Origin of the sequence: Thioalkalivibrio sp. ALE20 (genome assembly GCF_000381405.1) — a bacterium.
Taxonomy (GTDB): Bacteria; Pseudomonadota; Gammaproteobacteria; order Ectothiorhodospirales; family Ectothiorhodospiraceae; genus Thioalkalivibrio.
On the sequence record NZ_KB906475.1, the window covers coordinates 56815 to 80774 of the forward strand.

The following is a 23960-nucleotide window of genomic DNA, read 5'->3' on the forward strand; positions in this document are numbered from 1 at the left end:
TCAGAACCCCAGCAGGACCTGCATCAGTCCGAAACCTTCCATGGCCAGCTCGCCCACGCGCTCGGGCAGCCCGGGCAGGATCAGCAGCAGGAGGACGAAGCCCATCAGGATCATCATCGGGAACCCGACGGCGAAGATGTTGAGCTGAGGCGAGGCCCGTGTGATCACTCCCATGGAGATGTTCACCACCAGCAGCGAGGCGACTGCGGGCAGCGCCACCAGCACCGCCCCGGCAAACATCGTCTGGCCGAACAGCGCCACCTGCATGAAGGCCTCCGCATCCAGTCCGGACGGCGCAACCGGCATGGTCTCGAAGCTCGCCAGCAGCATTTCGAACAGGATCAGATGGCCGTTCAGGGCGAGAAAGATCAGGGTCGCCATGGTCACGAAAACCGTGGAGATCACCGGTACCTGAACGCCCTGCGCCGGATCCATGACCGAGGCGAAGCCCAGCCCCATCGACAGGGCCACTACCTCCCCCGCCTGCGTCATTGCGGAGAACACCAGCTGCAGGATGAAACCCATGGTCAGGCCGATCAGGACCTGATGCAGGGTCACGATCGCCCCCTCCAGGCTGATCGGATCCACCTCGGGCAGGGCGGGCTCCTGCATCGCCACCACTACCGCCAGCACCAGCGCCAGGCCCATGCGCATGCGCGCGTTCAGCTGGTCGCCGCCGAAGATCGGCATGACCACCAGCATCGCGCCAATCCGGGCCAGCGGCCACATCACGGCGGCCACCCACACCAGCATCTGGTCGGTGGTGATCTCCACGAGGCCCCCTAGCCCACCATCCCCGGCGCGTTCTCGTACAGGCGCTCGGTAAACTCGATCACCAGCGACAGCATCCAGTGCCCGCTGATCAGTAGCGCGGCGAACATCGCCAGCAGTTTGGGAATGAATGACAGGGTCATTTCCTGAATCTGGGTCGCCGCCTGCAGCATGCCGATCGCCAGGCCCACGGCCAGCGCCGTCAGCAGCGGCGGTGCCGCCAGCAGCACCACCACCATCAGCGTCTCGCGCCCGATATCCACAACCGTTTCGGGTGTCATCCGCCTCTCCTAAACAAAAAAGCTGGTTGCCAGCGTGTTCATCAGCAGGGCCCAGCCGTCCACCAGCACGAACAGCATCACCTTGAACGGCAGCGAGATGATCAGCGGCGACAGCATCACCATGCCCATCGACATCAGCACCGAGGCCACCACCAGATCGATGATCAGGAACGGGATCAGGATCAGGAAGCCGATCTGGAACGCCGTCTTCAGCTCACTGGTCACGAACGACGGCACCAGCAGCGACAGCGGGATGTCGTCCGGATCCTCGAAGCCGTCGATGCCGTTGATCTCCGCGAACATGCGCAGATCGCTTTCGCGGGTCTGCTCCAGCATGAAACCCCGCAGCGGCTGGATACCCGTTTCCAGGGCCTCTTCGGTGCCGATCTCCTCGGCCAGGTAGGGCTCCACCGCCACCTCGTGGATCTCTTCGAACACCGGCGCCATCACGAACAGCGTGAGAAAGAACGCCAGCCCGATCAGGATCTGGTTGGACGGTGTCTGGGACGTGCCCAGGCCCTGGCGCAGGATCGCCAGCACGATCAGGATCCGGGTGAAGGCGGTCATCATGATCAGGGCCGCCGGCAGCAGGGTCAGCAGCGTCATCAGCACGAGGATCTGCAGGGTCACCGACCAGGTCTCCCCGCCGTCCTCGTCCGTGGTGATGGTCACCGCCTCGATGCCCTGCCCCACCTGCGCGCCGGCCAGGCCGGGCAGCAGCCACAGCCCCAGCAGCAGCCAGGGGAAATAGCTCCGCAGACTCACGACTCCTGACCTCCCCCGCCGGCGCGGCGCGAACGTACCGCGCGTTTGAGCACGCCGGAAAAATCGGGGCCTTCGCCGCCGGCGGGCACCTCGACCGGCGTCTCCATGGTGTGCAGCGTCCGGATCCCCGAGGGCGCCACGCCGATCAGCACCTGTTCATCACCCACGCGAACCAGCATCAGCCGTTCACGGGCACCCACCGAGCGGACCGACTGAACATCGATCATCTGCCGACCGTGGCCCACGCTCCCCTGGGTACGCCGGAGCACCCAGGCCAGCACCACGATCGCCACGATCACGATCATCAGGCCGCCGATCAGCTGCGTCAGGTAGGCCGCGGCGTTCATTGCCCCGCCGTCCTCGTCGGCCAGGGCGCCGGCCGGCAGCAGCGCCAGCAGCCAGAGCGATCCGGGAAGAACACGCGAGAACATGGCTATTTCAGCTTCCGGATGCGTTCGCTGGGGCTGATCACGTCGGTCAGACGGATCCCGAATTTCTCGTTCACCACCACCACCTCGCCGTGGGCGATCAGGGTCCCGTTGACCAGCACGTCCAGCGGCTCGCCGGCCAGGCGTTCCAGTTCCACCACCGAACCCTGGTTGAGCTGGAGCAGATTACGAATCGGGATGCGGGTGCGGCCGATCTCCATGGAGATGGTCACCGGCACGTCCAGCACCATGTCCAGATTCACGTCTTCTTCTTCGCCGCCCCCGGAATCGGTGAGTTCATCCGGTTCCAGCGGCTGCGCATTCGGATCCGGCTTGTGCTTGCGTTCCCGCTCGCCCCCGGCAGCCGCCTTGCTGCGGCCGCCGGTGCCAGTGGAGGCGGCGTTGGCCGCATCGCTCTCGTGCGAATTGGACTGCGCCTGGGCCAGCAGCGCGTCGGGGTCCTCCGCCTCGCCCCCGGAGCTGTCATCCTGCTCCGCCAGGGCCGCGGCCCATTCATCGGCCAGGGCATCCTGATCCACCGATTCCTCGCCGTCGCCCTGTTCGGTTTCCTGATCCGGACGCTTGTCGTCGTCTGCCATCGTCCTGTCCTCTTGCCTATCGTTGTACGCGACCGGTGATCTTGATCGCGTTCTGGCCATTCGAAACCCCGAACTTGCCGCGCAGCAGCGGGATGTCCTCGACCTTCAGAGTGACTTCTTCGGGGATGTCCACCGGAATGATGTCGCCCGGCTTGATGTCCAGCAGCTCCTGCACGGTGACCTCCGCCTCGGTGAGCACCGAGGAGATCTCCACGTCCGCGTCCTGAACCTCTTCCCGCAGGGCGTTCATCCAGCGCTGATCGACATCGGAGCGATCCGACTGGATACCGGTATCCAGCTGCTCGCGGATCGGTTCGATCATCGAATAGGGCAGGGTCACGTGGAGATTGCCGCCGCCCCCATCCAGCTCGATGTGGAATTCGTTGATCACAACGATCTCGGTGGGGCTCACGATGTTCGCGAACTGGGGGTTGACCTCGGAGTTGAGAAACTCGAAGTCGATGTCCATGACCGGCTCCCAGGCCTTGGTCATGTCCTCGAACGCGCCCTCGAGGATGCTGTGCACCACCCGCATCTCCATCGGGGTGAAGTCACGGCCCTCGATGCGGGTATAGAAGCGCCCGTCGCCGCCGAAGAAGTTGTCCACCAGGATGAACACCAGCTTGGGGTCGAACACGAACAGTCCGGTGCCATGCAGCGGATGCGCGCGTACCAGATTCAGGCTGGTGGGCACGAACAGGGAGTGCATGTACTCGGAAAACTTGGTCAGCCGGGTGCCGCTGACCGAGATCTCGGCCGAACGCCGCAGCATGTTGAACAGCCGCACGCGCAGATGCCGCGCAAAACGCTCGTTGATCATCTCGAGCGTGGGCATGCGCCCGCGCACGATCCGGTCCTGGGTGGCGAAATTGAACTCGCGCGCCTGACCGTCGCTGGGGAACTCTTCCTCCTCGGTCTCGACGTCACCGGCATCGACGCCGTGCAGCAGCGCGTCGATCTCGTCCTGGCTCAGGATATCGGTTTGCTGTGCCATGACGCGCGCCTTATTGCATGACCAGTTCGGTGAACACCACGCGCTCCAGATCGGAGGGCGCTTCGCGCGACTCCAGGATCGCACGGACAGTGGCCGTCAGCTCCTCCGTCAGCGCTTCCTTGCCTTCCCGCGTGTTCAGCTCGGTATATTCCTGATCCGAGAGGATGCCGAGGATGTCGTTGCGGACTACGGGCAGGTGATCCTCCACGGCTTCCAGCACCGCCGGGTCGGTGGACACCAGACCGATCTGCACGCGCAGGAACTGCACGCTTCCCGGGGCATCGATGTTCACCGTCATGGGATCGAGCGACGAATAGTGGCGCTCGGGCGGCAGATCTTCCGCCGTTTCGTCAGCGTCCTGCGACAGCAGGTACCAGGCGGCCGCGCCCCCGCCGCCGGCGAGCAGAACCGCAATGACCAGGAGGATGATGATCATCCATTTCCTGCCGCCGCCCCCCTTGTTCTCGAGTTCGACTTCCTTCTCCGCCATGACACACCCGCATTGCGTGGATTCGCTGACGGAACCCAAGCAAGCGCGGTGCCATGAATAATTACTACTTTATAAACAGAGAGTTGAACCCACTTTAGGGGTGTCGTTCGTCATCCCGAGGGTCGAGCGCCCGGCGTATGCGTCAACGAACCGGACGCTCCATCGAGCGAGAAGTCGAGATTCTGGCGGCCGGTCTGCCGGAACGGGCCTCAGGCAAACAGGTCCACCCGACGGTTGAGGAAGGAAAGGGTGCTGCCGGGAGCGACGGGACCTTCATCGTCCTCGCTCCCTTCGCCCTCCGCACCCGTGGCGACGCCGGGTTCATCCCCGCTTCCGTAACCGTCGCCGGCCATTTCGGTATCCGCGGAATCGTCCGGCGGTTCATCCGACACCGAGGCATCGGCGAGCTCGAGCCCGCTGTCGGCGAGACTGTCACGCAGGCGCGGCATTGCCGCTTCCAGCACCTCACGGGTCACGGGGTTGGTACTGAAGAACTGTACACTGGCACGGTCCCCATCCATGCTGACCCGCACATCCAGGACCCCCAGCTGAGGCGGATGCAGTTTCATCTCGGTGCGCCCGCCACGGGCCTGCGCCATCATCTGGATCTGCTCCGCGAGCTGGCGATCGCCCGAAGTCTGCAGCAGCCGGGTCAGATCCAGCCGCATCCCGCCGCCCCGCGCACCCTCGGCATCGGAGGCCTGGGCTGCCGGTTGGGCCAGTGCCTGGGCATTCTCACGGCCGCTGCGCGCCGATTCCGAGGCCTGTGTCAGCCACTGGGCCAGGACCTCGGTGGTCCCCTCACGCGAACCACCGCCGGTCAGCGTCCCCGGAGCCAGTTCCTGCAGCCGGGACCCCGGGTTCTGCTCTTCCGGACCGGCCTGCAGGAACAGGCGCATCAGAGAAACCGGGATGCCGTCGCCCGCCGCTCCGGACCCGGGCCCGTCTTCCAGCAGACTGCGCAGCTCGCGGCCGTCGATCTCTCCGTCACCTTCCTCGCCGGTCAGCCAGCCGGGCGGCAATTGCATGCCGTCCACAGCGGTCAGATCCTGCCCCTTCAGGAGATCCTGGAAGCGCTGGATCAGTCCTTCCAGATCCAGTTCGGCCAGCTCGGAATCATCCACCCCGAGCGCACCCAGCATCGCTTCCAGCTGCGGGCGGAGTGCCTTCAGGAAACCGTCTTCCCCGCCTTTTCCCTTGTCTTTCAACTCCTTGAGCCGATCCATGCCCTCGCCGCCGTCGAGCAGCTGCGCCAGCGCCCCCAGCCCCTGTCCCGATGCCTGTGCTGCGATCATGTCCCGTCCTCGCCTGTTGCGCGCACCGCGCGCGTCCACCCCTGCGGGGGCTGCGTACTCGTGCCTTTCAAGATTCCTGCCAGTTCACCGTCCGTTCACCGGATTCCGGTTCCCGTGCGAAGGCCTGGCGGGTCGCCCACATGTCCTGCTCCACCTGCTGCCGCCGGGCCTGATGACGCTGGTCTTCGGCTCGCGTGCGTTCCAGCAGCTTTTCCAGCGACATGCAGTCGCGATGGTGTTCCAGCCATTGCTCGCGAGCCGTCTCCACCTGGCTTTCGGCCGCCTGGATGCGCAGGGCCTGCTGTTCCAGCGCCTCGCGCAGCTTCTGCCGCATGCCGGCCAGCCACTTGAGGGTGTTGGGGTCCTGCGGCATGGAGGCCGCCAGGTATTCCTGCTGGAAGGTTTCCAGCTGCTCGCGCTGGGCCTCCGCGGCGTTCAGCTGAGCAATGCGTTCGCCCAGTTCGCGAGTCGCCTCGGTCTCGCCGATCTGGCGGATGCGCAACAGCCGTTCGATGCGCTGCGGATTCATGCCCCGCCCCCGGTGAGTGCGATCAGCTGATCCCGCGCGGTGGCAAAATCCACCGCCTCGGTCGTGCCCTGCGCCAGGAACTGCTCCAGCCGGTCATGCATCGCCACGGCCTGGTCGAGGTGTGGATCGGCACCCTTGCGGTAGGCCCCCACCGAGATCAGGTCGCGGTTGCGCTGATAGGTGGCGGCCAGATCACGGAACCGCCGTGCCGCTTTCTCGTGTTCGGGCGTCGTCAGCGCACTCATCACGCGCGAGATCGATGCACCGACATCGATGGCCGGGTAGCGACCGGTCTCGGCGATCTCGCGCGAGAGCACCACATGCCCGTCAAGGATCGCCCGCGCGGCGTCCACGATCGGATCGTTCGGGTCATCTCCCTCGGCCAGCACCGTATAGAATCCGGTGATCGAGCCCCCGCCCACGTCGCCATTGCCGGCACGCTCCACCAGCTGCGGCAGGCGCGCGAACACCGAGGCCGCATAGCCCTTGGAAGCCGGCGGCTCGCCGATGGCCATCGCGATCTCGCGCGCGCCCTGGGCGAAGCGGGTCAGCGAGTCCATCAGCAGCAGCACGTTCAGCCCCTGATCGCGGAACTGTTCCGCCACCGTAGTCGCCACCCAGGCCCCGTGCTGGCGCAGCAGCGGCGACTGATCCGCCGGGACCGCCACCACCACCGTACGCCGGCGGGATTCCTCGTCGAGGATCTCGTGGATGAAATCGTTGACCTCGCGCCCGCGTTCCCCGATCAGCCCGACCACGATCACGTCGGCGCTGGTGTGGCGGGTCATCATCCCCAGCAGCACGCTCTTGCCCACGCCGGAACCGGCGAACAGGCCCAGCCGCTGGCCGCGCCCGACCGACAGCAGCGCGTTGATCGCGCGTACGCCGGTGTCCAGAGGCTCGCGCACCGGGGCGCGCGACAGCGGGTTGATCGGCTGTCCGTTGAGCGTGGCACGATCATGCGTCCGGATCGGCCCGAGGCCGTCCAGTGGCTCGCCACGGGCGTCGATCACCCGCCCCAGCAGGCCATTACCCACCGGGATCGAACGCTGGGTGTCCACCGGCTCGATGCGGGCCCCGGGCACCAGCCCGGCGGCCGCCTCCTCCGGCATCAGGAACGTCCGGTCGTTCTGGAATCCGACGACCTCGGCGGGCACGGTTTCGCCGCGTTCGCCATGGATCAGGGCGCGGCCGCCCAGCGGCAGACGCAGGCCCTCGGCCTCGAGGGTCAGACCGGTCACGCGCGACAGGATCCCCTGCGACTGCGGGGCCGCCACCCGTTCGACCCGCCCGCGCGACTGCTCCAGCCGTTCGCGCAGCCCCGCGGTGAGCCCTTCGCGCTGGCGTGTATGGGCATCGCGAATACTGGCGGTCATGCCGGATCCTCCTCATCACGGGCGGACGCATCGTCCCCGGGTTCCTTTCGCTTCTCCGTACCCGCCCCGTCATGCGCCGACGTCGTGACCGGCTCGCGCGGCTCCGGATCCGTGTCCGGCACGCTCGCGTGGCCGTCCCAGATGGCCTCCACGGCCTGCCGCAGGCGACGCTCCAGACTGGCATCCACTTCGGACGCACCCGCCTCGACCCGACAGCCTCCGCGCGCCAGTTCCGGGTCCGGGATCCAGGTGATCTCGCCCGCTTGCGCGGACCCCCATTGCTCCACCAGGGCCTGATCCTCGGGATGCAGGTGCACCCGCACGCTGCGGTTGCGTCCCGGCAACTGCTGCATCGCCTCGTCCAGCACCTCGCGGATGATCTCCGGTCGGGTCTGCAGCTCCACCCGGATTACCTGGCGCGCCAGCGCGGTCACCAGCGACAGCAGTTCCGGTTCCAGTGCATCGGCAGCCTCGGCGAGTGGATCACTGAGGCCCTGACCCACCGACTCCAGGGCCGCCACGGCCTCGCGCAGCTTCTTTTCCTCGCGCGCCCGCGCCGCCTTTTCGGCCTCCTGCTTGCCCAGTTCATGGCCCTCGGCGTAGCCCCGCTCGAAACCGTTCTGGCGCGCCTCTTCCTCGATCGCCTCGATCTCGGCGGCGGTGGGCAGGCGCCGCTGTTCCGGCTCGTTGCCGTTCTCGTCGAACTCCGGCGGCTCCCACAGGGAGGCCGCGCTGGCGGACCCGGCGTCGTGCACGCTCACAGCATCTGCTCCCCGCCCTTGCCGCCAAGCACGATCTCACCGTTCTCCGCCAGGCGGCGAGCGACCTGCAGGATCTCCTTCTGCGCCCCCTCGACCTCGGACACGCGCACCGGCCCCTTGGCTTCCAGGTCCTCGCGCAGCATTTCGGCGGCGCGTTTGGACATGTTGCTGAAGATCTTGTCTTTCAGGTCGTCGTCGGCACCCTTCATCGCCAGCACCAGGGACTCGGTGGACACCTCCCGCAGCAGGGTCTGGATCCCGCGGTCGTCGACGTCGATCAGATTGTCGAAGACGAACATCAGCTCTTCGATACGCCCGGCCAGGTCCTGGTCCATCTCGCTGACCGTATCCATGATCTCCGCCTCGCGCGACCCGTCCATCAGGTTCATGATGTCCGCGGCGGTCTTGACCCCGCCGACCATCGAGGTCTTGGCCGTGTTGTTGCCGGAAAGCTGACGGTCGAGGATGTCATCCAGCTCCTGCAGCGCGGAGGGCTGCACCCCGTCCAGGGTCGCGATGCGCATCACCACATCGGACTGCACCCGCTTGGGCAGGTAGCTCAGGGTCTCGGCGGCCTGGTCGGCATCCAGATGCGACATCACGATCGCCACGATCTGCGGGTGCTCGTTGCGCAGCATGTCGGCGATCGCGCGCGGGTCCAGCCACTTCAGCGCGTCGATGCCCTTGGAATTGCGCCCCAGCAGGATGCGATCGATCAGGCCCTCGGCCTTGTCCTCGCCCAGCGCGTTCTGCAGCACGCTGCGTACATAATCATCGGCGCCAATACCCAGCGCGGTCTGCTCGCGCACGTGCCCGGAGAAGTCCTCCAGCACCGCGTTCACGTCGGTGCGCGAGATGCGCTCCATGTTGGCCATGGCCGCGCCGATCTTCTGGACCTCCTTGGGCCCCATGTGGCGCATGACCTCGGCGGCGGAATCCTCACCGAGGCTCATCATGAACACGGCCGCCCGTTCCGCGCCATCCAGTTTGGACTTCTTGCTATCGGCCATCTTCGTTCAACCAGGTCTTCATTACCTGCGCCACGCGTTTGGGATCTTCCTTCACCATCCCCCGCACGGCCTCGAGGTCCATCTCCTGCTGATCCTCTTCGGGCCCGGTCAGCGAAGCCACCGCGGAGCCCTCACCGCTGGGACCGCCACCACCGGCCGCGGATTCCCCGCTCTGGTCGGTCAGAGCCAGATTCTCGTCCGACTCCGCCTGCGGCTGCTGCGCCGGGCGTGCGGTTGCACCGCTCATCAAATGTTTCAGGGCCGGACGGATCACGGTCAGCAGGATGATCAGGGCCAGCAGCAGCGCCCCGATGAGCCTGGCCAGCTCCATGAACCAGGCCTGGGTCCAGAACGGGCGTTCTGCCTCGACGATTTCTTCCTCCACCGGCGCCTCGAACGGAGCACTGACCACGTTGATCGAATCCCCGCGCTGCTCGCTGAAGCCCACTGCCTGGCGGACCAGGTTCTCCAGACGCTCGATCTCCTCGGCGTCGCGTGCGACGCGCTGGACCTCGCCATCCTCGCCCACTTCCTCGCGGAAATCGACCACCACGGCGGTCGACAAACGCTCGACGCCGCCGGGCATTTCGCGGATGTGAGCGATGCGGCGGTCGACTTCGTAATTGCGCGTCGCCGAGCCCGAACGTTCACCGGTCGCCCCGTTCTCCGCGTTCTCGGCACCTTCGCCTTCTTCTTCGCCCACGGCACCCCCGGCAGGCGGCTGATTGGTCAGCGCCCCCGGCACGCCCATCGGTCCTTCGCCCGCGTCCCCGCGGACATCCTCGGAGATCTGCTCCGAGCGCAGCGCGATGGTGTCGGGGTCGTAGAGTTCTTCGGTGCGTTCGATTTCGGAAAAATCGATGTCCGCCGATACCTGGACCCGCACGCGGTCGCCGCCCACGAGCGGCGACAGCAGGTCCCGGATCGCCTCGGCATAACGGCGCTCCACCTGACCCTGGAACGACAGACGGTCGCCGCTGCTGCGCATGCCGCCCTCTTCCAGCCCGTCCTCGGTCAGCAGCCGGCCCTGCTGGTCGACCACGGTCACGTTTTCGGGCGACAGGTCCGAGGCACTGGAGGCCACCATGTGGACGATGGCCCGGACCTGGGATTCGCTGAGGGAGCGGCCCCCGTGCAGGTGCACGGTGACCGAGGCGGTCGCCGGCGTGCGTTCACGCACGAAGACCGAATCCTGTCCTTCGGCGATGTGCACGCGGGCACGCTCGACCGCGTCCAGCGAGGAGACGGTACGGCCCAGCTCGCCTTCCATCGCCCGGCGATGGCGCGCGCTTTCCATCATCCGGCTGGTGCCGATGCCGGTGTCCTCCTGCAGCAGTTCGAAGCCCACATCCCCGGAGCGCGGCAGCCCTTCACCGGCCAGATGCAGGCGGGCTTCACCCACATCGCCGCGCGGTACCTTGATCTGACCGGTATCCGTATCAATGCGGTAGCGGATGCCGGCCCCGTCCAGCGCGGTCACCACCTCCGCGGCCTCGTCCTGCTCGAGCGACGAATACAGCGGGACGAAGGTGGGACTCGTCGCCCAGAACACGATCCCCGCGATCACGGCCAGCGCACCGGCCAGCATGCCGATCAGGGCCAGCTGCCGGCCGGCCGGCATGGTGCCGAAATCCTTGATGCCGCCGCTGACGACGGCGGGCAGAGTTTGCTGTGCTGCGGCCATGATCACGTCTCTCCGGAGGGATTACAGGCCTACACCTGCATCCGCATGATTTCCTGATAGGCATCCAGCAGGCGGTTGCGCACCTGATTGGTGGCCTCGAATGCCAGGCTGGATTTGTTCATCGCCACCATCACCTGCGGCAGGGACACGTTTTCATCACCCAGTTCAAAACGGGTCTGCAGATCGGTCGCCTCCTGCTGCACCTCGTTCACGTTGCGCAGCGAGTCACGCAGGACGTTCTGGAAGTCGGCGCCGCCGGCCTGACCGGTTCCGCCTCCGGACGCAGGAGCCTCGACGCTCCCGCTTTCCGAGAGCTGCCGCATCTGCTGCAACACGTTCTGGATCTGCATTTCACTCATGCGTTACCTCCGGCTTCCACACGGGACGACGGTGCCTCGCCCCCGCTCAACCCAATCCCAAGCAAATGCCGGGCCAGTTCTCAGACCACTCCGGTGCGGGGGACATGGATGCCCGATTCGCGCAGTCGGGCGAGCTTGTAGCGCAGGGTGCGCGGGCTGATTCCCAGCCGTTCCGCGGCCTCCTTGCGTCGCCCTCCCGCTTCTCGCAACACGTTGAGGATCACCCGGCTTTCCTGGGTCTGCAGGGTCTGTTCCAGCAGAGGGGCCGACGGGATGTCGTCATCCGAAGCCGCCGGAACGGAAGGAGCGCCAGCCGCACTGACACCTTCGCCATGCTCCAGCATGTCGGCATCCAGCCAGATGGACTCGGCGGTGACCCGCCCGTCGCTGCGCTCGCCGGCCAGGGTGGCCGCCCGTTCCATCACGTTGGCCAGCTCGCGGGCATTCCCGGGCCAGTCATGCCCCATCAACCGCGATTCGGCCTCCGGTGCCAGTTCCACCAGCCGGCCCTGGCTTGCGCGGGTCAGCAGCGCCCGCGCCAGCGACGGAATGTCCTCCGGCCGCTCGCGCAGCGGCGGGATCCGCACCGGGAACACGCTCAGGCGGTAATACAGGTCCTCGCGGAGCACCCCTTCCGCCACCGCCTTGCGCAAATCACGATTGGAGGTTGCGATCACCCGCACGTCGACCGGACGGGTGCGCCGCCCGCCCAGCGGTTCCACTTCCCGTTCCTGCAGCACACGCAGCAGCTTGGGCTGCAGATGCACGGGGATTTCCGTCACCTCATCCAGCAGCAGCGTGCCCCCGTCCGCCTGTACGAACTTGCCGGGCCGCGCCTCGATCGCGCCGGTAAAGGCCCCCTTCGCGTGCCCGAACAGCAGGGCCTCCAGCATGGCCTCGGGCAGAGCGGCGCAGTTGATCGCCTCGAACGGCCCCTGAGCCCGGGCCGAGCGCGCATGGATCTGCCGCGCCAGCACCTCCTTGCCGACCCCCGACTCGCCCGTAATGAAGACCGTCGCAGCGGTTTGCGCGATCCGTTCGGCAAAGGCATCCAGCGAACGCATGCGCTCGCTGTGCGCCACCATTTCCGGGATCCGGGCCCGGGTGCCGGGGCCGGGGAGCTGATCGCGCAGCCACTGCGCCAGCGGCGCGGCCATGTCCGGGAGGCCGAAATGGGCATCCACGCCGGCGCGCATGGCGGCGATCTCGTTTTCATGGGTCGCATCCGGACTGATCACCGCGACCGGCAACCGTGCCGGGATCCGTTCACGCAGCGCGGCGGTCGCGGGATGCGCGATCAGGACGACCTCGGGGCGCTGCGCTTCCAGGGAACGTTCGAGCTCCCCTTCGTTGCAGTCCTGGAGGCGAACCCGCGGGATGGTGGCCAGCACCTGCACCACGCGTTCACGCAGGGCGGCGTCGGCATTGACCAGAAGAAGGGTCGCTCGAGGCATCGGTGCAGTCCTGTCGATGGGATTCGGACTGCCTCAAGCAGTTAGTGTGCCACTATGAATAAACCCCGGTTATTCAGGGACCTGCAAACAAGGTTGCCGGTTTTCGTCGGGATCTCGACAGCGGCAAGGCCTTGCCACGGAGGCTCAGCCGTCAGAATCCCGTCCCAGCCCGAACTTGCGCATGCGCTCAACCAGCGTCGTCCGCCGCATGCCGAGCCGCCGCGCGGCCCGCGCCACCACATGACCGGTATCGGCCAGCGCCGCTTCGATCATCGAGCGTTCCAGGTCGTTGAGATAATCGCGCAGATCGACGCCTTCCGGTGGCAGGCCATCCGGTCCCGGCATGTTCGGGCCGGTGGCCGATGCCGACGACCCGGCCGATGCCCCGCCCGGTTCGGCCGCCGCACCGCTGCGATCCTCCACCCCTTCCGGACGCACGCGCGGCGGCAGCTGCCCCAGGTCCACCGGCAGATCGGGGTACATGATGGACAGCTGTTCCAGCAGATTGCCCAGTTCGCGGATGTTGCCGGTCCAGTCCAGACGTTCCAGGTGAGCCACCACCGCCGGCGTCAGGTGCGCGGGGCTGCCCCCCTGTTCGCGCAGCCGCTCCTCCAGCGCCGTGATCAGCTGCGGAATGTCACTGGCGCGTTCGCGCAACGGCGGCAGCTCAATGGGGAAGACATTGAGACGGAAGAACAGGTCCTGACGGAAATTCCCCTCCGCCACGGCCTCGTCGAGGTTGCGATGGGTCGCCGCAATGATGCGCGCGTGGGTGGTGATCGACTTGTTCGAGCCCACGCGTTCGAACACCCGTTCCTGCAGCACCCGCAGCAGCTTGACCTGCATGGGCAGGGGCATGTCTCCGATTTCGTCGAGGAACAGCGTGCCGTCCTGCGCCAGCTCGAAGCGTCCGGTGCGCGCGGTGAAGGCCCCGGTGAACGCACCCTTCTCGTGACCGAAAAGCTCGCTTTCCAGCAGATCCGGGGGAATCGCGCCGCAGTTGACCGCGACGAACGGCTTGTCGGCGCGATCCGAGGCATCATGGATGGCCCGGGCGACCACCTCCTTGCCGGAACCGGTCTCGCCCAGGATCAGCGCGGTGGCATCGGTTCGTGCCACCTGCGCCACCAGCCGCTTCACCCCGACCATGGTCGGATGGTGGCCGACCAGTCCGGGCACGTCGTCATGCACGCGCTGACCGCCGAACCGCAACCACTGCAGGATCTGGGTCACCCGGGAAACCGACACCGGGTGTTCCACCACCCAGTCCACGGCCTGGTGCTCCACCTTGCCACCGTCGGTCGGCTGGGCCACCACTGGCAGGCTGTCGGGTGCGGCATCCGCCTGGGCCGCGACCGTGGATGCCGGGCCGCACAACCAGATGGCGGCAGGCTCGCGAGGGCCGTCGGTGAGTCCGTTCGCGTCGATGCGTGTCTCGGCCTCGCACCCCATGGAGGCCAGGACGGCCCGCGTGTCGCGGGCGGCATCCGGCTCGCCGCCCAGGGCGATGTGAAGGCCGGTGTCGTCTTCCTCGGGTGTCGCCATGCCGTGAGGGCTCCGGTCGGGGTATGAGTGGCCTCATACGTGAAGCCGATCACAGTATTATAGCGATCACCCGCCCCCGTCAACTTTCTGTCGTTTCTCCGCGACGTCGCGTCGATGCAGACGGAAAATCCACCGGCCCAGGGCGTCATGCATGCGGTCATCATGCGGGGTCCAGCGGATCAACTGGGCCTCGTTACGACGTGTCGGGGGTTCGACACCCAGCACCAGGGGCTGGGGCAGAAAGTCGCTCAAATACAACGCCAGACGATCGGCATCTTCAGGCAGCGTGCCCTCCGGCAGCACGATCCCGCCGCGGCTGATGACGACCGGCCGGACCGACGGGCGTTCGGGCTCCAGCGATTCGGCCAGCAGATGCACCAGCAGGTCCAGCTTGCGTTCCAGCCGCTGCAGTTCCTGGGTAGTCTCGTCCGCCGACCCGTGGGCGGCATGGTTGCGTCCACCGCCGGCCTCGAACAGTTCGATACCGTCCACCAGACGCTCGGCCAGTTCGCCGTGGGTGAGCGGACGGCTGGTCGGGCCCACCGCCAGCGATGTGTTCACTGTCAGGGTCTCCCCCAGCCAGTCGCTCCAGTCCTGTTCGCTCATCATTTCCCCCTGTGCGGCCGCCGGTCAGCCAACGAATGCCCGGGCGTTGCGGAACAGACGCATCCACGGACCGTCCTCGCCCCACTCCGCGGGGTGCCAGCTGTGCTGCACGGTGCGGAACACCCGTTCGGGATGCGGCATCATGATGGTCGCGCGGCCATCCTCGCTGGTAAAGGCGGTGGCGCCGCGCGGCGAACCGTTGGGGTTGGCCGGGTAGGCCTCGGCCGGCGACTCGTCGGCCTCCACGTAGCGCAGCGCCGCCTGGTCGTACACCGGGGCCTCGCCGGGATATTCCACGCGCCCTTCTCCGTGCGAAACCACCACCGGAAGCACCGAGCCCCCCATCCCCTCCAGCAGCACCGACGGCCCCGGCTCCACACGCACCAGCGACAGGCGCGCCTCGAACTGTTCCGAACGATTGCGCACGAAGCGGGGCCAGTGCCCGGCCCCCGGGATCAGCGGCGCCAGCCGCGACAGCATCTGGCAGCCATTGCACACGCCGAGACTGAAGGTATCGTTGCGCTCGAAAAAGGACGCAAACTGCGTGCGCAGCCCTTCGTGATTGAGAATCGTGCGGGCCCAGCCCCCGCCGGCGCCCAGCACGTCACCGTAGGAAAACCCGCCGCAGGCCGCCAGGCCCTGCATGTCGGCCAGATCCCGCCGGCCCTCGAGCAGGTCCGTCATGTGCACGTCCACCGGCTGGAAACCGGCGCGCTCGAAGGCCGCCGCCATCTCGAGCTGACCGTTGACCCCCTGCTCGCGCAGGATCGCCACGCGTGGCCGCGCCCCGCTGGCGATGAACGGCGCCGCGATATCTTCCGACGGATCGAAATGCAGGCGTTCGGTAAGTCCGTCATCGGCGTCGATGCGTGCGTATTCCTCGTCGGCGCATTCGGGATTGTCGCGCAACCGCTGCATGTGTCGGGTGGTCGCCTGCCACTGGCGCTGGAGCCCTGCGCGCGTCGACTCCAGCAGGTTCCGCCCGGCCTGCGCGACCGTGACCGTCTCGTCTCTGCGCAGACGGGCCACCTCGTGCAGATGCGCGCCGAGACCGGCCTGTTGCATCGTCTCGCGCAGGGCCTCCTCCGCCCCGGCCCGCACCTGCAGGACCGCCCCCAGTTCCTCGTTGAACAGCCAGGCAGCCGGGTCCATCCCCGCCGGCACGTCGATGTCCAGGCCGAGACGCCCGGCAAAGCCCATCTCCAGCAGGGTCGTGATCAGGCCTCCGTCCGAGCGGTCGTGGTAGGCACACAGCAGCCCCTCGCGGCGCAGGTGGCCGACCGCGTCCACGAATGCGCGCAGCGCCGCCGGATCTTCCACATCCGGGGGCACTTCACCGATGCCACCCGCCGTCTGCGCCAGGGCCGAGCCGCCCAGCCGCATCCGGCCGGCCGCCAGATCCACGAACCACAGGCTGCCCCCCTCGCGGGCATCCGGCTCCGGGGTCAGGGTCCGGCGCGCGTCCGTCACCGGCGCGAAGCCCGATACCACCAGGGTTACCGGCGCATGCATGTGGCGCTCGTGACCGTCGGCGTCCTGCCAGACCGTGCGCATCGACAGCGAGTCCTTGCCTACCGGGATGCTGATGCCGAGCTGCGGGCACAGATCTTCGGCAACCGCCCGAACGGTATCGAACAGTGCGGCCTCCTCGCCCGACACCCCCGCAGCGGCCATCCAGTTCGCCGACAGGCGGATCGTCCGGGTGCCTTCGATGTCCGCGGCGGCCAGGTTGGTCACCACCTCGCCGATCGCCATGCGTCCGGAGGCCGGTCCCGAGAGGATCGCCACCGGCGAACGTTCACCCATGGCCATGGCCTCGCCGGTATATCCGTCGAAGTCGGTCAGCGTCACGGCGCAGTCGGCCACCGGCACCTGCCAGGGACCGACCATGGGATCCCGCGCCACCAGGCCGCCCACCGAGCGGTCACCGATGCTGATCAGGAAGTGCTTGGCGGCCACCGCCGGCAGATTGAGGACTCGCTCCAGCGCCTCGGCCAGATCCGTACCGGCCGTTTCCAGCGTCGTGACCGGCGCGGCCCGGCGCGCGTCCTCGCGCGTCATCTTTGGTGTGGCGCCCAGCAGCATGCCCATCGGCATGTCCACCGCCGGCTCGTTGAACAGCCGGTCATCCACTCGCAGGTGGCCGTCATCGGTCGCCTGCCCCACCACCGCGAACGGCGCGCGCTCGCGCTCGCAGATCGCGCGGAAGGTCTCGAGGGCCGCGGCGTCCACCGCCAGAACGTAGCGCTCCTGCGCCTCGTTGCACCACAGTTCCATCGGCGACAGGCCCGGCTCGGCGGTGGGCACTTCGCGCAGTTCCATGCGCCCGCCGCGACCGGCATCATCCAGGATCTCCGGGATCGCATTGGACAGTCCGCCGGCCCCGACGTCGTGGATGGAACGGATGGGATTGTCCTCGCCCAGCGCGGTGCAGCGATCGATCACCTCCTGGCAGCGCCGCTGGATCTCGGGGTTGCCACGCTGCACCGAGGCATAATCCAGGGCCTCGCTGCTCGAGCCGCTGGCCATCGAAGAGGCGGCCCCGCCCCCCAGCCCGATCAGCATGGCGGGACCGCCCAGCACCACGATGGGCGTCTGTGCGGGCACCTCGCCCTTGTGCACGTGCTCGGCGCGCATCGATCCCACGCCGCCGGCCAGCATCACGGGCTTGTGGTAACCGTACAGGACCTCTCCACCGTCCGGTTGCGGCAACGCGGACTCCAGCGTGCGGAAATACCCGCACAGCGCCGGTCGTCCGAATTCGTTGTTGAAGGCCGCGGCACCGATCGGCCCCTCCAGCATGATGTTCAGCGCGCTCTCGATCCGATCGGGCCGTCCGAAATCCCGCTCCCAGGGCTGCGGATGCGCCGGAATGCGCAGGTTGGACACGGTGAAACCGGTCAGCCCGGCCTTGGGCTTCGATCCACGCCCGGTGGCGCCCTCGTCCCGGATCTCGCCACCGGAGCCGGTGGCCGCCCCCGGCCACGGCGAGATCGCGGTCGGATGGTTGTGGGTTTCCACCTTCATCAGCACCGGAAGATCCAGGTCCTCGCGACGGTACTCGCCATCGGGCCCGGGCATCAGCCGCACCCCACGGTGGCCTTCGATCACCGAGGCATTGTCGCTGTAGGCAGAAAGCACCCCGTCCGGATGGAGCCGATGGGTCTCGCGGATCATCCCGAACAGCGTACGGTCCTGCTCCTCGCCATCCACCACCCAGCGGGCGTTGAAGATCTTGTGCCGGCAGTGTTCGGAGTTCGCCTGTGCGAACATCATCAGCTCGGCATCGGTCGGGGCCCGCCCCAGCGCTCGATAGCCTTCGGCCAGGTAATCGATCTCCTCTTCCGACAGCGCCAGCCCCAGCTCCCCGTTGGCGCGCGCCAGCGCGCTCCGGGCATCCGGCTCCAGGCCCACCCGTTGCAGCGAACGCGGCGTCTCCGCGCGGAACAGGGCGCCCGCGTCCGCGGGATCCTCGATGACCGCCTCGGTCATGCGGTCGAACAGCGGCGCAGCCATGTCCACAAGGTTCAGCCCCTGCGGCAGCTCACCACCCACGTACCAGTGGGTACCCCGTTCGATCCGCTCGACGGCGGATTCCAGTCCCGCATGATGGGCAATCTCGGTGGCCTTGGATGACCAGGCGCTGATGGTGCCCGGGCGCGGGATCACCACGGGTTCGCGCACCGGCTCGAATGCCGGAGCGGACCAGGCCTCGCCTTCGTCCAGCAGGGCGGCCAGACGCTTCTCCTCGCCCGCATGGAGCCGGCGGTGCAACTGCACGAAATACAGATGACGCGCCGCCAGACGGACCGGCACCCCGGTACGCTCCTCCAGCGCCGTTTCCAGCGTCCGCAGTCGAAAGGAGGAAACCGCCGTGCCGCCTTCAAAAACCCGCATCATCTTCACCCGGTGTGCCGTGGTTGGACCTGTTTCGAGCCGCGCATTGTACCGGAGCACCGCCACCTCCGGGAGAATGTCGGAGGTGCACGGGAACTCCGACTGCGGTACCCTGTCCCAGTAGTTGCAAAGGGGGCGACCTGGATTCGACGCGGGTCGCGAAACCTGAGGTGCATGCCGAGGATGTAGTGAGCCTCGTAAAAATCACTGCAAAAAAATAGTTGCCAACGACGACAACTACGCACTCGCCGCTTAAAACCCGGTAGGGTGCCGTCCGACTGGAGCCGTGCTTGTGCGTCCAGTATCGGGCGTCGACTCTCACAAGCTCGCGGTGAAGCGTGCCCGGCGCGGATCCGTTAAAACTCAACCGGGATCGCCAGACGTCTTCCCTGCCTGTCGGGTAGCGGCTGGTTAAACGCAAAGACAGGATAAGCATGTAGAGCCGAGGGCGGAGGGCCTGCGGACGCGGGTTCGATTCCCGCCGCCTCCACCAGTTAAGCTGTAAAATCAGGCACCTGCGGGTGCCTTTTTCTTGTGCTTCAGCGCCTGCCCAATCACGATGAGACAGGGAAACGCCGATCAAGCCACACGTGCGACCTCGAGCCGCTTTCGCGTGTGAGCGGAGATGTCTTCAGTCTGCCGCCTGGTGTTCGCTGATCACGGAGCGGATGTGCCCAAAGAGCTCTTCCAGCTCGCGAGGCTTTTTCCCGATTACCTCACTGACGCGGCCGTGGAGGCGTTCAAGCTCGGCATTCGACAACTCCTTGGCTGTCACCACGATAACCGGGATGTCCTTCCAGTCGGGGTTTCGACGAATCTCTTCCAGGAAATCGAAACCATCCATACGGGGCATCATCAGGTCCAGGAGGATTGCAGCTGGCGGCTCGGACCGAAGGCGCTCCAGGCCTTCGACTCCATCGCTGGCCAGAGAAACCATCCACCCGTCCCGTTGCAGAGTACGCTGCAGAACATCCCGTGTCCCGGCGTCGTCTTCCACCACTAGAATCCGGTTACGCGGCTCGGACGTCGTCAATTTCGAGAGCACGGTGGCAAGTCGCTTTCGATCCACTGGCTTGGTGACATAGTCCGTCGCCCCCAGCGCAAATCCTGTGGTCTTCTGATCCATGATCGTGACCATCACCACAGGTATATCGGTCAGAACACGATCGCGCTTGATCCGGCTCAGCACCGCCCAGCCGTCCATCTGCGGCATCATTACATCCAGCGTGATCGCCACCGGACGGATTTCCCTGGCCTTCTGCAGCGCCTGTTCGCCGTCCGTCGCGACCTCGACACAGTACCCCTCGCTGCGCAACTGCCGGGCCAGAAGATCGCGTACGGAGGGGTCGTCATCCACCACAAGTATGGTCGTCCCGTGCGTGGCATTGCCGGTCGCCGACTCACCGCCCCGAACCTCCGGAGGGGTCTCGCCGGACGGCGTTGTCACCGGCAACTCCATCGTGAACGTAGAACCTTCCCCGTATTCACTGACCACACGGATTTCGCCACCAAGCATCTGACAGAAATGCCGCGTGATGGCCAGTCCCAGCCCTGTACCGCCGAATTTGCGGGTAGTGGAGGCATCTGCCTGGGAGAACGCCTGGAAGAGCCGCTTCATCTGATCCGGGGTCATGCCGATCCCCGTATCGTTCACCGAGAACCGCAACTGTCCCCCGGAGGAATCCGGCTCATGGAAAACCGAGAGTGTGACCACCCCTTGTTCCGTGAATTTGCAGGCATTGGAGAGAAGATTGAAAACACCCTGGCGCCACTTGGTCAGATCCGAATGCATGGTCATCGCTTCAATGCCCGGATCCACGTCCAGCACCAGCCGGTTACCGTTTTTCTCCGCCAGCGGCTCCACCGTGGCCATCACCTCACGCAATTGTTCGCCAACCACAAAGCTTTCGAGATGAATATCCATCTTTCCGGCTTCGATCTTGGACAGATCAAGGATGTCATTGATGAGGCTGAGCAAATGTTTGCCTGCCGAGAGAATCCGGTGCAAATCCGTAAGGAGCTCGTTCGCCCCGTCATCCCCCGCCTCCTCCAGCAGGATCTCGCTGTAACCGATAATGGCATTCAGCGGAGTACGCAGCTCATGGCTCATGTTGGCCAGAAAGAGACTCTTGGCCTGATTCGCTTCCACCGCCTCGTCACGGGCCGCCTGAAGTTCGGCCGTCCGATTGGCGACCTCGTTCTCCAGGTTTTCATTCAGCCTGCGCAGTTCACGATTGGATTCGAAAATCTCTCGTGTCTTCTCTTCGGCTATACGTTCGGCCTGCTTGCGCGCCGCCCGTTCACGATCCAGCCTGCGTTGCAGGGTGCTCCCGTCATCCATTGCCGACTAGCCGCAGCGTGAACCGCGTGTGGGTATCTTCCCCATGGGAAAGATCCTCAAAGTCGACTTCGGCCGTCTCACCAAAAGACTCCAGACATCCGTGAATGAGTCCATTGGCCAGATGGGCAAAAGGCCGCGCCGAGGAGTACTCCATGACCAGCCTTTCGCTATCAAGACGTCTGGTGTCAAATGTGGGCAATTCCGCATCGGGATACAACTTCCGCACTTCCACGTGGATGTAGTCCTCTACGTGTTCCAGAAAGCCAAAGGCACTGTCGACCCCGGTGAAAAAGTCGGGGTAGAGTGCCCTGAATCGCCCAAAGAGGTATTTCCCGAATACTTCCAGAAGGTCGTCCACTTCCGTTCCGGTCTCGCGCGAAAGAGCGGTCACCAGCCGCACCATCTCGGAGTGGTCGTAGGTCCCGACGGCAGTGTAGACCCCGCCGCTGGGGAGATTCGCGTGTTCGATAATGGCGTCGGCCACGTCGGGCGAAAAGACGTCCTCCACCATTTCCAGGAATTCCGTGAAAACGATACCCTTCATTATTCCCCCTCCCGGGTGCTTCCAGGAACCGGCCCGGCAGCCCCTTGCATATACCGGTAACATGCTTTCTTGTTGAAGCTTTCACATTTCTCGAGCGCGGACAAGCCCGGGAGGCGCGGAAACGCGGATGCACTGGCTCGGACATGATCTGCCTCAATCCCTCCGTTCGGGAAACGAGGCATGGGGCCCTGAAGCGGCAGCTGGCCACCCCATACGGGTTCAGGGGTTGCGCTTATTCCGTGAATTCACGGGGGCTTCAGCTGTTCCACTGCTCCAGCCATCCGGCGAACTCGCCGGTGTGTAAAGCCCCCGAATTCCTGGACACTGGAATGCACAAAATCACGCTGCCTTCGCGTCCGGCACCACGTGGTCGCGCCGCACCTGCGCAGGCGTGCGGTAGCGATGTCGTTGCAGCAGCCAATTCCGGTTGTAGCGGTCCTTGAACGCCAGCAGGGCTTGCCTCAGCTCTTCGACGGTGTCGAAGTGCCGCACCCACAGAAGCTGGTAAGCGTCCGGGCAACCCAGGGTATTCGGCTTACAGTTCCGGGGCCGGGATTTTGAGATCGTCCGGGGTGAGGCGGTGCGGCAGGAGGGCCTCAAGGGCGTCCGGGGTGGTCGCCGTCGGCAGGGTCTCGAACAGGTAGTGCAGGTAGGCGCGTGGCTCGAGTCCGGCGGCCTTCGCGGTCTCCACCAGGGTGTAGAGCATCGCGCTGGTCTCGGCCCCCTTGGGGCTGCCGGAGAAGAGCCAGGCCTTGCGCCCCACGGCGAACGGCCGGATGGCGTTCTCGGCTCGGTTGTTGTCGATCTCGAGGTGACCATCCTCCAGGAACGTGACCAGGATCGGCCATTGCTTCCGGGTGTACTGGATGGCCTCGCCGAGCAGGCCCTTGGGCAGCACTTTCCGCGCCTTGTCGTCGAGCCACGCCTTGATCTCGTCGAGGATCGGTTTCGACTCGGCGAGACGCACCGCGTAGCGGTGCTCCGCCGACGTGCCGCGCAGGCGGCGCTCGATGGCATACAGCTTGCCGATCAAGGCCACCAGCGCATGCGCGGCCCCGTTCCGGGTCCGACCTTTCGTGGCCTCGACGGCCTTTCGGCGCACATGCGCCCAACAGCCCATATGGCCCCGGATGCCGTCTTGCTCCGCCAACGCGTGATAGGCCGCATAGCCATCGGTCTGCAGGTAGAACCGGTGCTCCGGGGGCGGATCGGCCCCTTCCGGGAACAGGAACTCGATCGGGACCTCGCCCGCCCGGCTCGCGGCGTACTGGAACCAGACCACCGGGTGGTCGGGCGGCCCACCGCGGTAGACCCACATGTAGGACTTCGTGGTGTTGGCCCGTCCGGGTTCGTCGAGGACCTGCACCGGGGTCTCGTCGACCTGCAGCACCGGGCCCCGGGTCAGATGCGGCTTCAGGGCCGCCATCACCGGGGCCAGCGGGGTCGCCAGTTGCACCAGCCAGCCCGACAGGGTCTGGCGGGAGAGCTCGATGCCCTCGCGGGCGAAGATCTTCTCCTGGCGGTACAGCGGCAACCCGTCGATGAACTTGCCGGTGACCACCTCGGCCAGCAGGGAGCTGTGGCCGATCGCCCTGGGCAGGATCTGCGCCGGGCGCGGCGCGATGCGCAGACCCTTCTCGGCCTCCGGCACCTCGGCATCGATCGGGGCGTACTTGGCGCGCTGGGTCCGGATCACATAGTACTGCTTGGGCAGTACACCGAGCTGCTCGGACTCGTCGAGGCCGATGTGGACATGGGTCTCGGCGATCGCCGCCTGTTCCTCGGCGGACAGATCCAGGATGCGTTCCACGCGCGGCAGGTGCGCCGGCAGGGGCCTGCGCTTCGGGGTCTGCTGGGGTTCGGTTCGTGGCGAACGCGGGGTCTTGGCCTCGTCGATCTGCGCGTCGAGTTCCTCGAGCAGGACGTTCAGCTCGGCCTCGTCGAACAGGGCCAGCTGCTCCTTCGCGATGCGATCCGCCTTCGGCCCGAAGCGCTGGTGCCGGAGCAGCTCCAGGCGCTCCAGCAACTGCTCGATCTTGCGGTCGCGCTGCTCGATGGCCTCGTTCCGTGCCTGCAGCTCCGCCTCGAAGCGCTGCTCCCGCGCGGTCTGTTCCGCCTCGAAGTGTTGCTCCCGCGCGGTCTGCTCGGTCGTCATCCGGCGGATGATCGCCTGCAGTTCGGCCGGGTCATCGGGGAGCTTGGAAGCGGCTTCAGCCATGCGCTGCATGATA

The 23960-nt window shown here is 66.3% G+C and carries 22 protein-coding genes and 1 other RNA gene; 1 reads left to right on the forward strand and 22 read right to left on the reverse strand.

Annotation, left to right across the window (positions count from 1 at the left end):
* The 18 genes from fliR to purL all read right to left on the reverse strand — a co-directional run bounded on the left by fliR (position 1) and on the right by purL (position 18844).
* Positions 1-753 carry a flagellar biosynthetic protein FliR gene (fliR, locus tag F790_RS0108825; RefSeq protein WP_369772470.1) on the reverse strand — a complete coding sequence of 251 codons (753 nt, stop codon included), beginning with the start codon at positions 751-753 and terminating at the stop codon, positions 1-3.
* Between the two features lie 29 nt (positions 754-782).
* Positions 783-1052, reverse strand: coding sequence for a flagellar biosynthesis protein FliQ (fliQ, locus tag F790_RS0108830; protein ID WP_018869480.1), 270 nt, complete (start codon positions 1050-1052; stop codon positions 783-785).
* Positions 1053-1061: 9 nt separating this feature from the next.
* The gene (gene fliP / locus F790_RS0108835) at positions 1062-1817 is read right to left on the reverse strand and encodes a flagellar type III secretion system pore protein FliP (RefSeq protein ID WP_018869481.1); all 756 of its coding nucleotides are present in this window, start codon (positions 1815-1817) and stop codon (positions 1062-1064) included.
* The gene (fliO, locus tag F790_RS0108840) at positions 1814-2248 is read right to left on the reverse strand and encodes a flagellar biosynthetic protein FliO (protein ID WP_018869482.1); all 435 of its coding nucleotides are present in this window, start codon (positions 2246-2248) and stop codon (positions 1814-1816) included. The genes fliP and fliO overlap by 4 nt, the downstream gene beginning before the upstream one ends.
* Positions 2249-2250: 2 nt before the next feature.
* Positions 2251-2844 (reverse strand): flagellar motor switch protein FliN, encoded by a 594-nt coding sequence (gene fliN, locus F790_RS0108845; RefSeq protein WP_019570011.1) that lies wholly within the window; start codon positions 2842-2844, stop codon positions 2251-2253.
* Between the two features lie 16 nt (positions 2845-2860).
* Complete coding sequence (gene fliM, locus F790_RS0108850) at positions 2861-3838, reverse strand: flagellar motor switch protein FliM (protein ID WP_019591423.1); 978 nt, start codon at positions 3836-3838, stop codon at positions 2861-2863.
* A gap of 10 nt (positions 3839-3848) precedes the next feature.
* Positions 3849-4328, reverse strand: a complete 480-nt coding sequence (gene fliL / locus F790_RS0108855) for a flagellar basal body-associated protein FliL (RefSeq protein WP_019591424.1) — start codon at positions 4326-4328, stop codon at positions 3849-3851.
* Positions 4329-4537: 209 nt separating this feature from the next.
* On the reverse strand, positions 4538-5623 hold the full coding sequence (locus tag F790_RS0108860) for a flagellar hook-length control protein FliK (RefSeq protein WP_019591425.1): 1086 nt from the start codon (positions 5621-5623) through the stop codon (positions 4538-4540).
* Positions 5624-5690: 67 nt separating this feature from the next.
* Complete coding sequence (gene fliJ, locus F790_RS0108865) at positions 5691-6152, reverse strand: flagellar export protein FliJ (RefSeq protein WP_018945937.1); 462 nt, start codon at positions 6150-6152, stop codon at positions 5691-5693.
* Positions 6149-7528, reverse strand: coding sequence for a FliI/YscN family ATPase (locus F790_RS0108870; protein ID WP_019591426.1), 1380 nt, complete (start codon positions 7526-7528; stop codon positions 6149-6151). Before F790_RS0108870 ends, fliJ begins: the two co-directional genes overlap by 4 nt.
* Positions 7525-8289 (reverse strand): FliH/SctL family protein, encoded by a 765-nt coding sequence (locus tag F790_RS0108875; RefSeq protein ID WP_019591427.1) that lies wholly within the window; start codon positions 8287-8289, stop codon positions 7525-7527. The genes F790_RS0108870 and F790_RS0108875 overlap by 4 nt, the downstream gene beginning before the upstream one ends.
* A complete protein-coding gene (gene fliG / locus F790_RS0108880) occupies positions 8286-9299 on the reverse strand; it encodes a flagellar motor switch protein FliG (protein ID WP_019022113.1) in 1014 nt (337 codons plus the stop codon). Before fliG ends, F790_RS0108875 begins: the two co-directional genes overlap by 4 nt.
* Positions 9289-10983, reverse strand: a complete 1695-nt coding sequence (gene fliF / locus F790_RS0108885; protein ID WP_019591428.1) for a flagellar basal-body MS-ring/collar protein FliF — start codon at positions 10981-10983, stop codon at positions 9289-9291. The genes fliG and fliF overlap by 11 nt, the downstream gene beginning before the upstream one ends.
* A gap of 29 nt (positions 10984-11012) precedes the next feature.
* On the reverse strand, positions 11013-11342 hold the full coding sequence (gene fliE / locus F790_RS0108890; protein WP_018869492.1) for a flagellar hook-basal body complex protein FliE: 330 nt from the start codon (positions 11340-11342) through the stop codon (positions 11013-11015).
* An 80-nt stretch (positions 11343-11422) separates the two neighbouring features.
* Positions 11423-12796 (reverse strand): sigma-54-dependent Fis family transcriptional regulator, encoded by a 1374-nt coding sequence (locus tag F790_RS0108895; protein WP_018869493.1) that lies wholly within the window; start codon positions 12794-12796, stop codon positions 11423-11425.
* Between the two features lie 144 nt (positions 12797-12940).
* A complete protein-coding gene (locus F790_RS0108900; protein WP_019591429.1) occupies positions 12941-14341 on the reverse strand; it encodes a sigma-54-dependent Fis family transcriptional regulator in 1401 nt (466 codons plus the stop codon).
* A 66-nt stretch (positions 14342-14407) separates the two neighbouring features.
* Positions 14408-14947, reverse strand: coding sequence for a PilZ domain-containing protein (locus tag F790_RS0108905; RefSeq protein WP_019590030.1), 540 nt, complete (start codon positions 14945-14947; stop codon positions 14408-14410).
* Between the two features lie 24 nt (positions 14948-14971).
* Entirely contained in the window at positions 14972-18844 is a 3873-nt protein-coding gene (gene purL / locus F790_RS0108910; RefSeq protein WP_026332912.1) for a phosphoribosylformylglycinamidine synthase, read from the reverse strand.
* Between the two features lie 131 nt (positions 18845-18975).
* On the opposite strand from purL, the gene ssrA reads away from it, so the two are divergent.
* Positions 18976-19337: a transfer-messenger RNA gene (gene ssrA, locus F790_RS14235) on the forward strand.
* 138 nt (positions 19338-19475) lie between these two features.
* Here ssrA and F790_RS0108915 read toward each other — a convergent pair.
* The 4 genes from F790_RS0108915 to F790_RS0108930 all read right to left on the reverse strand — a co-directional run bounded on the left by F790_RS0108915 (position 19476) and on the right by F790_RS0108930 (position 23947).
* Positions 19476-21185: a response regulator gene (locus tag F790_RS0108915; RefSeq protein ID WP_019591431.1), complete on the reverse strand. Its 1710-nt coding sequence runs from the start codon at positions 21183-21185 to the stop codon at positions 19476-19478.
* On the reverse strand, positions 21178-21729 hold the full coding sequence (locus F790_RS0108920) for a heme NO-binding domain-containing protein (protein ID WP_019591432.1): 552 nt from the start codon (positions 21727-21729) through the stop codon (positions 21178-21180). The genes F790_RS0108915 and F790_RS0108920 overlap by 8 nt, the downstream gene beginning before the upstream one ends.
* A gap of 339 nt (positions 21730-22068) precedes the next feature.
* Entirely contained in the window at positions 22069-22221 is a 153-nt protein-coding gene (locus F790_RS14670) for a hypothetical protein (RefSeq protein WP_019591433.1), read from the reverse strand.
* A gap of 43 nt (positions 22222-22264) precedes the next feature.
* Positions 22265-23947: an IS66 family transposase gene (locus F790_RS0108930; protein WP_156824324.1), complete on the reverse strand. Its 1683-nt coding sequence runs from the start codon at positions 23945-23947 to the stop codon at positions 22265-22267.
* Positions 23948-23960 lie beyond the last annotated feature (13 nt).